The 11,067-nt window shown below is 47.3% G+C and carries 10 protein-coding genes and 2 tRNA genes; 6 read left to right on the top strand and 6 right to left on the bottom strand.

All coding sequences use genetic code 11. From position 1 onward, the window contains the following. Positions 1 to 82: 82 nt before the first annotated feature. The 3 genes from HGT71_RS11205 to uvrC all read right to left on the bottom strand — a co-directional run bounded on the left by HGT71_RS11205 (position 83) and on the right by uvrC (position 2,814). Positions 83 to 156, bottom strand: a tRNA-Cys gene (locus HGT71_RS11205). Between the two features lie 210 nt (positions 157 to 366). Beyond that, complete coding sequence (gene pgsA / locus HGT71_RS11200) at positions 367 to 915, bottom strand: CDP-diacylglycerol--glycerol-3-phosphate 3-phosphatidyltransferase (protein ID WP_048911939.1); 549 nt, start codon at positions 913 to 915, stop codon at positions 367 to 369. 66 nt (positions 916 to 981) lie between these two features. Beyond that, complete coding sequence (uvrC, locus tag HGT71_RS11195; protein ID WP_214217823.1) at positions 982 to 2,814, bottom strand: excinuclease ABC subunit UvrC; 1,833 nt, start codon at positions 2,812 to 2,814, stop codon at positions 982 to 984. Between the two features lie 174 nt (positions 2,815 to 2,988). On the opposite strand from uvrC, the gene HGT71_RS11190 reads away from it, so the two are divergent. Both HGT71_RS11190 and cycA read left to right on the top strand, forming a co-directional pair. Continuing rightward, complete coding sequence (locus HGT71_RS11190) at positions 2,989 to 3,210, top strand: DUF2594 family protein (RefSeq protein ID WP_099822343.1); 222 nt, start codon at positions 2,989 to 2,991, stop codon at positions 3,208 to 3,210. A gap of 176 nt (positions 3,211 to 3,386) precedes the next feature. Then, on the top strand, positions 3,387 to 4,781 hold the full coding sequence (cycA, locus tag HGT71_RS11185; protein ID WP_214217822.1) for a D-serine/D-alanine/glycine transporter: 1,395 nt from the start codon (positions 3,387 to 3,389) through the stop codon (positions 4,779 to 4,781). Between the two features lie 38 nt (positions 4,782 to 4,819). Here the strand turns inward: cycA and HGT71_RS11180 are convergent, their stop codons facing one another. Then, positions 4,820 to 5,707 carry a DMT family transporter gene (locus HGT71_RS11180; protein ID WP_338327779.1) on the bottom strand — a complete coding sequence of 296 codons (888 nt, stop codon included), beginning with the start codon at positions 5,705 to 5,707 and terminating at the stop codon, positions 4,820 to 4,822. Between the two features lie 174 nt (positions 5,708 to 5,881). Continuing rightward, positions 5,882 to 5,969: transfer RNA gene (locus HGT71_RS11175), tRNA-Ser, on the bottom strand. Positions 5,970 to 6,184: 215 nt separating this feature from the next. On the opposite strand from HGT71_RS11175, the gene yccA reads away from it, so the two are divergent. The 4 genes from yccA to hspQ all read left to right on the top strand — a co-directional run bounded on the left by yccA (position 6,185) and on the right by hspQ (position 8,915). Next, on the top strand, positions 6,185 to 6,844 hold the full coding sequence (gene yccA / locus HGT71_RS11170) for an FtsH protease modulator YccA (RefSeq protein WP_214217821.1): 660 nt from the start codon (positions 6,185 to 6,187) through the stop codon (positions 6,842 to 6,844). Between the two features lie 103 nt (positions 6,845 to 6,947). Continuing rightward, positions 6,948 to 7,274, top strand: a complete 327-nt coding sequence (gene tusE, locus HGT71_RS11165) for a sulfurtransferase TusE (RefSeq protein WP_214217850.1) — start codon at positions 6,948 to 6,950, stop codon at positions 7,272 to 7,274. A gap of 75 nt (positions 7,275 to 7,349) precedes the next feature. Then, positions 7,350 to 8,540, top strand: coding sequence for a 23S rRNA (cytosine(1962)-C(5))-methyltransferase RlmI (gene rlmI / locus HGT71_RS11160; RefSeq protein WP_214217818.1), 1,191 nt, complete (start codon positions 7,350 to 7,352; stop codon positions 8,538 to 8,540). A gap of 57 nt (positions 8,541 to 8,597) precedes the next feature. Next, a complete protein-coding gene (gene hspQ, locus HGT71_RS11155) occupies positions 8,598 to 8,915 on the top strand; it encodes a heat shock protein HspQ (protein ID WP_214217817.1) in 318 nt (105 codons plus the stop codon). Positions 8,916 to 8,928: 13 nt separating this feature from the next. Here hspQ and helD read toward each other — a convergent pair whose 3' ends face one another. After that, entirely contained in the window at positions 8,929 to 10,983 is a 2,055-nt protein-coding gene (gene helD / locus HGT71_RS11150; protein WP_214217816.1) for a DNA helicase IV, read from the bottom strand. Positions 10,984 to 11,067 lie beyond the last annotated feature (84 nt).

Here is an 11,067-nt window from a genome sequence, read left to right as displayed (position 1 = left end):
GCGGGACTTGAACCCGCACAGCCTTACAGCCGAGGGATTTTAAATCCCTTGTGTCTACCGATTTCACCACCTGGGCAGAATTTGGAGGCGCGTCCCGGAGTCGAACCGAGGTACACGGATTTGCAATCCGCTGCATAGCCACTCTGCCAACGCGCCTTAATTCTGATACTTGCTTTTGCAAGTAAACTGCTTTAACTCGAATTAACTTCTTGTTTTTCAAAGCGTTAATTCATATCCCTGTTCGGAATGGTGGCTATTATGGACTGTCTTCTTGGGGTTGGCAATAGCCATAGCCACTTTTTTTGGTATTTCAGTCGCGACCGACTGAAAAAACATCATAATGACGTATTGATAAACAAAAACTGCTTAAGAATTCATTAGATCGTTGCTGGAAGCTTTTAAATACTGAAACATCGACCAGAACGTAAGGATGGCTGCAACGTATAATGCAATGATCCCGACGATAGTGAAGGCCTCGCTTGGCCGCCAGAGCAGTGCAAGCAATGCAAACATCTGTGCGCTGGTTTTAAATTTGCCAATCCACGACACCGCTACACTACTGCGTTTACCAATTTCTGCCATCCATTCGCGTAATGCTGAGATGATAATCTCGCGGGCAATCATGGTTGCTGCGGGTAAGGTAATCCACCAACTATGAAAATGCTCTGTCACGAGAACAAGGGCTATAGCCACCAATACCTTATCGGCAACCGGATCCAGGAAGGCACCGAAGGCAGTTGTTTGTTTTAAGCGGCGAGCAAGAAAACCGTCGAACCAATCTGTTACCGCAGCAATAACAAAAAGAAGCGCCGTCGCTGTTGGCCCCCAACTAAAAGGAAGATAAAACGCAAGCACGAAGAATGGGATCAAGATTACGCGAAAAAACGTGAGATACGTCGGTATTGTAAATTGCATATGCAACAAAGGCCTAGCAGTGAGAGCGAAGCCTTATGTTCCTACATTGTGCACCCTGTTTCAATGCTAGTGTTTGAGTGAATAGAATATTTTTTCAGCCAGACTCGGAGAAATACCTGGAACGCTGGCTATTTCTTCAATTGAGGCGTTTTTCAGCGGCTGTAACCCGCCCATATATTTCAACAGCTGCTGGCGACGTTTTGGCCCGATACCCTCTATATCTTCCAACGAACTGGTCGATTTAACCTTAGCGCGTTTTTTGCGGTGTCCGGCAATCGCATGATTGTGTGACTCATCGCGTATATGTTGGATAAGGTGTAGCGCTGGATCATCCGCAGGTAAGGACATCCCCTCGCCGACCGGTAATTTAAATAAGGTTTCAAGACCTGCTTTACGGTCGCTACCTTTTGCTACCCCGAGTAGTAACGGTTTGGTCTTATCCCACGGGACATCGAGTTCAGCAAATACCTCAATCGCTTGGGCTAGCTGTCCTTTTCCGCCGTCAATAATAATCAGGTCAGGAATTTTCTCGGGTTCTAAAGGCTTGCCATAACGGCGGCGTAAGACTTGGCGCATAGCGGCGTAGTCATCGCCCGGTGTAATGCCTTCAATATTGAACCGTCTATACTCAGCACGTACCGGCCCTTGTGGATCGAAGACCACACAGGAAGCGATAGTTTGTTCGCCCATCGTGTGGCTAATATCGAAACACTCCATACGTTGCAGTGTCGGCAACTGAAGGTACTCTGTCAGTGCCTTAAAACGTTGGGAGAGGGTTGAGTATTGCGACCGTTTTGCCACCAATGCCGATGTGGCATTGGTCCGCGCTAGTTTCAGGTAGCGAGCCCGATCGCCACGGGGTTGAGTCTGCAGTTGGATCTTCCGGCCCGCTAATTCAGTCAACGATTCACTAAGTACCTCTTTTTCCGGTAACGGAAAATCGACAAGAATTTGCGTCGGTAACGACCGAGACTCACTGCCCTGAAGATAAAATTGGCCGACGAAGGTTTGGACAACTTCGGTAAGCTCGGTATCGGCAGGCACCTTAGGGAAATAGCTGCGGCTACCTAAGACTTTGCCTTGACGGATAAAAAGCACATGCACGCAGGCTAATCCCGCATCGTAGGCCACGCTGATAGCATCCAGATCGTCCCCTTGATTGGAGACAAACTGTTTCTCGGTAACGCGGCGCACCGCTTGAATTTGATCTCGTAGTCTTCCCGCTTCTTCGAATTTTAAGTCGTGGCTCGCTTGCTCCATTCTTGAGACTAACTGACGTAGGACCTGATCATCTTTCCCAGAGAGGAACAGACGCACATAGTCTGTCTGCAGCGCATATTCTTCCTCGCTGACCAAGCCCTCTACGCAGGGGCCTAGGCAACGCCCTATCTGATACTGTAAACAAGGGCGTGTACGGTTACGGTACACACTGTTTTCACATTGACGTATAGGAAATATTTTCTGTAATAAAATTAACGTTTCTTTAACGGCATAACCATTAGGAAAAGGGCCGTAATAATCGCCCTTCGCCTGTTTTGCGCCACGGTGCATCGCCAAACGAGGATGTTTGTCCCCACTTAGGAAGATAAAGGGATAGGATTTATCATCCCGTAGTAATACGTTATAGCGAGGTTGATAAAGCTTGATATAGTTATGCTCAAGCAATAAGGCTTCGGTTTCGGTATGGGTTACGGTGACATCAATCTGGGCGATATTCGCCACTAAAGCTTCTGTTTTACGACTGCCAACATTTTGACGAAAGTAGCTGCTCAGTCGTTTTCTGAGGTCTTTCGCTTTACCAACGTAAATCACCTGTTCTTTGGCATCGTACATTCGGTATACGCCAGGTTGGTGCGTTACATGTTTTAAAAATTCTTTTGCATCAAATCGTTCAGTCACGCCGCCGTCCTAAGTCTACTATTTATCTATTATGGCTGGATGTTGCCTCTACCTTGCCGCACTGTTCCTTATTATGGCGCAGATAACCACTATCAGCTAGGTACGCTGCTATATAGAAATAAAGTTATTGTGGTACACTCAGCCCAATTTATTTCATCTATTGGAGAAAACATAATGAGCCAAGCAATCACAACTGCTCAAGATGTTGAAAATTTGTCGAAAGAAGTCACCTGTATGAAAATGTTATTGGCTTGTATGCTCAAGTCCATGGGGCAGGTTGATGCAGGTAAAGCAATTCTTCGTATGGAACGCCAACTTGCGACCTTAGAAGACGGCGAAGATAAAGCTCAGTTCTCTGCAACCCTGCAACAAATCAAAACGGCTTACCTTGCCTAATCGACGATGACCTCCTGTTTCAGGAGGTATTTTCACCGCTGTTCATTTATTTAGCTTGATATGAACCAAATCCCCCACCCCCCTATTCTCAAAACGAAGTAGAGTATGTTACAAACCCTTAGTACGCTCTAAAAATAACAACAACGATTGACCATCATCATCACAGGAAATTTTTCATGACGAATCTCTCCGATCCTCAGCACCCCAATACGGGTGAGGGTTCACTTAAGCGCAGTTTACACAACCGGCATATTCAATTAATTGCCATTGGCGGGGCCATTGGAACCGGCTTGTTTATGGGGTCAGGCAAAACGATTAGCCTTGCCGGCCCATCGATCATTTTTGTTTATATGCTGATCGGCTTTATGCTCTTTTTTGTTATGCGCGCAATGGGTGAATTATTACTCGCTAACTTGGAATATAAATCGTTTAGCGATTTCGCAGCGGATCTCCTCGGTCCATGGGCTGGCTACTTTACCGGCTGGACTTACTGGTTCTGTTGGGTGGTAACCGGTGTCGCCGATATTGTGGCCATCAGCGCCTACTTCCAATTTTGGTTTCCAGAGTTCTCGGTGTGGCTCAGCGCGATACTCTGCGTCGCCACTTTCCTGATACTCAACATTGCCACCGTTAAATTATTCGGTGAGATGGAGTTCTGGTTCGCGATTATTAAAATCGTCGCCATTGTCAGTTTAATTGTGGTCGGTATTGTGCTGGTCGCGTCGCATTATGCGCTGCCTAATGGCACCTATGCGTCACTCAACAACATTTGGTCTCACGGTGGCATGTTTCCTAAGGGGCTGTCTGGCTTCTTCGCCGGTTTCCAAATTGCCGTCTTTGCCTTTGTGGGGATCGAATTGGTGGGGACAGCCGCCGCGGAAACCCATAACCCGGCAAAAGTATTGCCTAAGGCTATCAACTCCATCCCACTGCGCATCATTATGTTTTACGTATTAGCGCTCTGTGTGATCATGGCTGTAACGCCATGGAATGAAATTGATCCCGCGCGCAGTCCCTTTGTTGCAATGTTCGTATTAATTGGTCTGCCAGCCGCCGCAGGCATCGTCAACTTTGTGGTACTCACTTCGGCAGCCTCTTCCGCCAACAGTGGTATTTTCTCAACCAGTCGTATGCTGTTCGGCTTATCAGAGCAGGGCGTGGCATCGAATATGTTTGGCAAACTCTCTAAGCGTTCGGTACCAGTGAATGGATTATTGTTCTCGTGTTTATGTCTATTTTTAGGCGTGGCGTTAATCTATCTTATCCCGAACGTAATGACTGTTTTCACACTGGTCACAACTGTTTCCGCCATCCTCTTCATGTTCGTTTGGTCAATTATTCTCTGCTCTTATCTTGCCTACCGCAAAAAGTTCCCAGAGAAGCATCAGCATTCGTCGTTTAAAATGCCTGGTGGCGTGGTCATGTGCTGGGTAGTACTCGCCTTTTTCGCTTTTATCATCGTGCTATTAACCTTGCAGCCTGATACACGTCAAGCGTTAAGTGTTACACCGCTGTGGTTTGTATTGCTAGCCATTGGTTGGTTTTTCAAACGTAAATCGATTCAGTCGTAAGACATCAGGAGACGGGCTGAACGGCCCGTCTTTTTCCATCAGGTTTGCTGAGATCGACGTTTAATTTTCAACTCACTGACCAATACCCCAGCCACAATTAATACCCCGCCGAGTAAGGCTAAACTCGGTAAAATTTCGCCCGCAATTCGCCCCACAATACCAGCCCATACCGGTTCACCCGCATAAATTACCGTTGCTCGCGTCGGTGAGATGCTTTGTTGCGCCCAATTCATGGTTAATTGGATAATGGCACTCATCAAGCCTAATCCCGCTGCGCTAAGAATTACCGTTGGTGAGAAATGACTCACTGTTTCTCCCGCGGGTACCATAAATAAAAATGAGAATAACGAGGCAGCAGCTAACTGGATGATGGTGACCCGTTTGGTATCGACCTGACCAGCATAACCACTGATCAAAATAATCTCCCCAGCGATGGCTAAGGTACTGAGCAATGTCACGTACTCACCAATTCCCACCCCTTGGCTGCTCTCTCCGGTGTTACCGGACAATAACAATAAGCCAACGAACGCTAAGATAATGCCACACCAAGACATCAGCCGTGGGGGCTGCTTGAGAAAGGCCCATTGTAATAAAGGAACCAAAGGAACATACATCGCGGTCATAAAGGCCGATTGGCTACTGGAAATGGTCTGCATACCCCACGTTTGGAAGCTATAGCCTATCGCGATGCATAAGCCAATCAGCGCCCCGGCTTGCAGGTCTTTTACCGTAATACCCGCTAGACTTCGCCAAAAAAACGCTGATAACAGTAGTGCGGCAACAGCAAAACGCACGCCAACAAAAAAGAAGGGACTGGCGATTTGCATGGCGTGATGGACAATAAGAAATGTCGCACCCCATAACATAGTAATCAGGATTAACGTGGCTTCTTGCCGAGATACCTTCAACGCAACAGGCGATTTCACAGACTCTCCTTTTACAGTAAAGACAACAAATTGAAATACCCTCTAGAAAAAGGGCCTGCCGTGGATCTGACCTATTCCATCAGTATCAGTGGTTAGCGGGCAGATAGAGGTAGAGAAGAATATAGGCTACAGCAGAAATGCAAAAAACCAGCCGTAGGCTGGTTTCTTAAAGAGTGGCGGAGGAGGAGAGATTCGAACTCTCGGATGGTTGCCCATCGGCGGTTTTCAAGACCGCTGCCTTCAGCCGCTCGGCCACCCCTCCGCAATGAGGCGCACTATAAACACTCCCCTATACATTGTAAATAGTGAAATGCACCGTTCGCTTGAAAAACAAACAAAAACTATTTTTATGACGATAAAACAGGCAAAAAACCGCTTTTAACCCCGTAGAGGGGAGGTAAAGATGGGTAAACCCCCTTCAATCCTCGCGGCGTGTAGATTAATTTGTGCGAGTAAAAAATAATAAAAGGGATCATCATGGAAAAAATCATTACTGCTCGCAGCCAAAGCCAAGTATTGGCCTCACATCAGGTTTTACGAAATACCTACTTCTTATTGGGGTTAACCCTCGCCTTCTCTGCTATGACCGCCACCGCCAGTATTGTTTTCAGCCTACCAGCCCCCGGCTTCATTCTGACCTTGGTAGGGTTTTACGGCTTAATGTTTCTGACTCATCGTCTCGCTGATCGGCCCATCGGTATTTTGGCCGCTTTCGCCTTTACTGGATTTCTAGGCTATTGCTTAGGACCTATCCTGAGTCGGTATTTAAGTACCGGTATGGGCGAGACCATAGCCTTCGCGTTAGCCGGCACCGCCTTGGTCTTTTTCTGCTGTTCGGCCTATGTGCTGACGACACGCCGTGATATGTCATTTTTAAATGGTATGTTAATGACCGGCTTTGTGGTACTGCTGGTCGCTGTCATCGCCAATCTTTTTCTGCAACTCCCTGCTCTACAAATGACAATTAGTGTCCTGTTTATCCTGTTTTCTTCCGCTGCGATTCTGTGGGAGACCAGTAATATCGTGCAGGGTGGTGAAACGAATTATATTCGCGCCACCGTCAGCTTATATGTCTCGATTTACAATATCTTTTTGAGCTTACTAAGCCTGCTAGGATTTGCTTCTCGCAACGATTAATCCAAGCCATCACAGACAAGAATCTAGCCTTTAGAAATAAAGGCTATTTTTTTGGGTAAAAACCTTGATACCATTCTGTTTAGGGTTTTATGAGATGTTAACGATGATTTTCGACAATAAAGAAATAGAAACAGATAACCAAGGTTACCTTAAGACGAGCAGTGACTGGAGTGAAGCATTGGCAGAAGTCATCGCCGCGCAGGAACAGATCACGCTAACGCCAGAACATTGGCAAGTGATCCTATTCGTCAGAGATTTTTATACTGAATTCAATACCTCACCCGCCATTCGAATGCTGGTGAAAGCGATGGCGAAGACGTTCGGCGAAGAGAAAGGAAATAGCCGTTATTTATTTCGCCTTTTTCCCGATGGACCGGCAAAACAAGCGACCAAAATCGCGGGATTACCAAAGCCCGCTAAGTGCTTGTAACACACTCCTTCGTTAGACCACTAAACGTGCTTATTGACCGCACACCCTTATATGACTTTTAACGTAAAGAAGACTATGACTGCACGAATTATCCTTGCAAAAGGACGCGAAAAATCACTGCTTCGCAAGCACCCTTGGATCTTTTCTGGGGCAATTAATAAAATGGAAGGCAAAGCCACATCGGGCGAAACGGTTGATGTCTGCGATGCCAACGGCCGCTGGTTAGCGAAAGCCGCGTTCTCGCCTTCCTCCCAAATTCGTGCACGAGTATGGAGCTTCGATCCAGCGGAATCTATCGATATTGCTTTTTTTGCTCGTAAGTTGGAGCAAGCCCTGAAATTACGCACTTGGCTTGCTGCAAAAGATGATCTGGACAGCTATCGCTTAATCGCCGGAGAGTCCGATGGCTTGCCAGGGATCACTATTGATAAATTCGGTCAATTTCTCGTGCTACAGCTCTTGTCAGCGGGCGCTGAATACCAACGCCCGGCCCTGACGACGGCGCTGCAGCAACTTTTCCCCGATTGCCATTTATATGAACGCTCCGACGTTGCCGTCAGGAAGAAAGAAGGTTTAGAACAAGTTCAGGGCGTTATTTCCGGCGATACGCCACCGGCGCTGTTACCCATTACCGAGCACGGTATGAAGCTGTTGGTCGATATCCAAAAAGGCCATAAAACCGGTTATTACCTCGATCAACGTGACAGCCGCTTTGGCTTACGTCGTTATGCACAAGATGCCGAGGTCTTGAACTGCTTCTCCTATACCGGGGGATTTGCAGTCTCTGCTTTAATAGGTGGATGTAAGAAAGTCACGAGCGTCGATACATCGCAAGAAGCCCTCGATATTGCGCGTCAAAATATCGAGCTTAACCGACTCGATTTATCAAAAGCTGAGTTCCTACGAGATGACGTGTTTAAGTTATTACGCCGTTATCGCGATGAAGGCCAGCGTTTCGACGTTATCGTGATGGACCCCCCAAAATTTGTTGAAAATAAAAATCAACTGATGGGCGCTTGTCGCGGCTATAAAGACATCAATATGCTTGCCATGCAGCTATTGCGTCCAGGCGGTTTCCTACTGACCTTCTCGTGTTCAGGCCTGATGACGACTGAGCTGTTTCAAAAAATTGTTGCCGATGCCGCCGTCGATGCAGGGAAAACTGCGCAATTTATTGAGCAGTTCCGCCAAGCCGCCGACCACCCGGTAAGTAGCGCCTATCCGGAAGGTTTGTACTTAAAAGGCTTTGTTTGCCAAGTCTACTGACTTGAAAAATGATTTATCGCCCCCAGATCTCCTATCAATACAGGATTGGAGACTATTATGATCAAGTGTAAATTTGGAATTGGTCAGCAAGTCCGTCATCAATTGACGGGCGCTTTGGGGGTGATTGTCGATATGGACCCGGCCTATGCGTTACAAACGCCGACACCGACCACTCTTATCATCCATGAAGGGCTGTTAGTCCTCCCTTGGTATTATGTGGTGATGGAAGATGAAGGCGGCGAGACGGTCCAGACCTATGTGGCTGAATCGCAATTAACAGGTGAAATCTCTAGCGAGCATCTTGATAATCCTGAACTGGATGATATCGCCGAGCGCGTTCGCTCAAAAATCACCTCTCCCCTGCTTCGTCATTAAGCCCCATCGGGGCTTAAGGTTTTTTCGCAACAGCTACACCGGACTGCTTTAATTCTTCAACGAAGGGAGAGGCATTCTTCGGATCAAACAGCAGCCATAGCCTCTGTTTTGCCCTTGTCATGGCAACGTAAGCCAGTCTGCGCTCTTCTGCATAAGGGTAAGATTCTTGTTCGACGAGCAGTCCCTGCTCGATAATGGTCTCTTGTGATTCCGCTGGGAACCCTTCTTTTCCCGCATTAAGCCCACAGAGAATGACATAATCCGCTTCACGTCCTTTGCTGGCATGAATAGTCATAAAGTCGATAGTAAGGTTTGGCCAACGGGTCGCCGCTTTATCGAGCGCCTTAGGTCTAAGGTAGTGATACCGACCCAGTACTAAAATAGTCTCTTGCTGCGTAACAAAACCACTGAGCTTATCAAACAACGCCTCGAGTTGCGTTTCCACCAGTAAGGTGACCGACTTCTTATTTCCTTGACGCGTACTGGTAATCGATTTACTGATCTGTGCGGGATTCTGTTGAATAAATCGTGCCGCTATATCGCTTTGCCGCTGATCAAAACGGTAAGTCGTGTCCAGATGGCACACAGCGCCTTCACCAAAGAAGTGAGAAAATTTAGTGGTTAAATCGAGCTGTGCACCAGCGAAGCGATAGATGGCTTGCCAATCGTCGCCCACCACATAGAGGTGGCTGTGTTTATTCTGCTGGCGAAGTAATTTAATTAATCTGGCTCGCTGCGGGGAAATATCCTGAAATTCATCAATTAATAGATATTTCCAGGGGCTGATAAAGCGCCCTTTCTCAATTAGGCCGCAGGCTTGTTCGATTAAGCTCGAAAAATCTACAGCCCCCTCCGCTTTTAACGCTGCTTTCCACGCTTTGACCATCGGTGCCATCAATTTAATACGCTTTGAGAAAAGCGGGCGATCTTCTTCTTTCACTTGCTCAATCATTTGAGCTTGAGTACCGCCGTGCATTCTGACAAGTCCCAACCACTTATCGAGTATAAGGGGGATCTTTTTCTGAATTTCGGGCTGCTGCCAAAAAGCGTTTTCAGTCAATGTCCAACCAAGATCGTCTTCTAGGCACTGTCGCCACTGGTTCGCCGCAGCTTTTTTCTGGCTACATTGCTCAACCCACTGATCCAGTAATAACTTATGTCGCTCAGCGGTATTATTTTCTAGATCCGTAATGGTGGGCGTTTTGTTAGTCACTTGCTGGATTATCGCCAAGGCTAATCCATGAAATGTTTTCGCCGTCACCGCTGATTCGCCGGTACGTAGGGTTATCCGCTGGTTGAGTTCTTCGGCGGCTTTCCGCCCAAAGGCTAGGATGAGGATCTGTTCTGCTTGCGCCTGCTTACGCATTATTAGCCAAGCCGTTTTTGCGACTAATACCGAGGTTTTACCACTCCCGGCACCCGCCAAGACCAGCACTGATTTTTCATCATTCATCACAGCTTGACGCTGAGAGGTATTCAAAGGTGAGCTTTCAACGGTCGCAAAGAATTCAGTGTAGCGCGACTCAAGTTGGGTCATCCATTGGCGATTACGTAATTGTCGCTGTGATTCGGGCGCGGTAAGCCATGCATGGCAAAATTGCCAACGCGCGTAACTGTCAGCAAATGCTTGCAGGCGTTCGCTGGGTAACGGTAGAGCGGTCAGTGCGTCTTGAATATGCGTTTGTAGCCCTTGCAACGCATCTTGAGTAAGCCAATGATCTTTTTGCACGGTATCGAGAATAAACTGCTGCAGCTCAGAAAGCACTTGGTCACTGATCACGACCATTTGCTGTGTCCAAGATTGCCATGACTTCATCAGATATTGCCAAAATTGCTGCGTTTCAGACCATTCAGTGCCGTGTAGCCGCACAACCTTATCATCCGCTAATTGAAACTCTAGCTCTCCCCACACCACCCCGCGCTTACAGCGCACGCCAATCAATTGATTAAAAGGAATGATATATTCATGATGATCACCAGAAACTTCAACACCTGCAGTAAGCATTCGAACCCGATGATAGGGGTGTTGTGCGAGCTTCTTTCCGATTGACGTTGCTTTTAGTTCCATGCACCTGGCCATTGTTTTACACTATCTCAGTTTTCGATTTTAACTGCCAATAGGCTGGGCCTCCAGCTAAATCTACCTCGATAC

This window comes from Rosenbergiella epipactidis (genome assembly GCF_018494055.1).
GTDB classification, from domain to species: Bacteria; Pseudomonadota; Gammaproteobacteria; order Enterobacterales; family Enterobacteriaceae; genus Rosenbergiella; species Rosenbergiella epipactidis.
This window is presented reverse-complemented; position numbering and strand designations above follow the sequence as displayed.

What these genes read in the sequence shown, in the direction of transcription:
- hspQ (WP_214217817.1), top strand. Translation starts at nt 8,598, where the DNA reads ATGATCAAGTGTAAATTTGGAATTGGTCAGCAAGTCCGTCATCAATTG.
- HGT71_RS11190 (WP_099822343.1), top strand. Translation starts at nt 2,989, where the DNA reads ATGAGCCAAGCAATCACAACTGCTCAAGATGTTGAAAATTTGTCGAAA.
- cycA (WP_214217822.1), top strand. Translation starts at nt 3,387, where the DNA reads ATGACGAATCTCTCCGATCCTCAGCACCCCAATACGGGTGAGGGTTCA.
- rlmI (WP_214217818.1), top strand. Translation starts at nt 7,350, where the DNA reads ATGACTGCACGAATTATCCTTGCAAAAGGACGCGAAAAATCACTGCTT.
- tusE (WP_214217850.1), top strand. Translation starts at nt 6,948, where the DNA reads ATGATTTTCGACAATAAAGAAATAGAAACAGATAACCAAGGTTACCTT.
- helD (WP_214217816.1), bottom strand. Translation starts at nt 10,983, where the DNA reads ATGGAACTAAAAGCAACGTCAATCGGAAAGAAGCTCGCACAACACCCC.
- pgsA (WP_048911939.1), bottom strand. Translation starts at nt 915, where the DNA reads ATGCAATTTACAATACCGACGTATCTCACGTTTTTTCGCGTAATCTTG.
- yccA (WP_214217821.1), top strand. Translation starts at nt 6,185, where the DNA reads ATGGAAAAAATCATTACTGCTCGCAGCCAAAGCCAAGTATTGGCCTCA.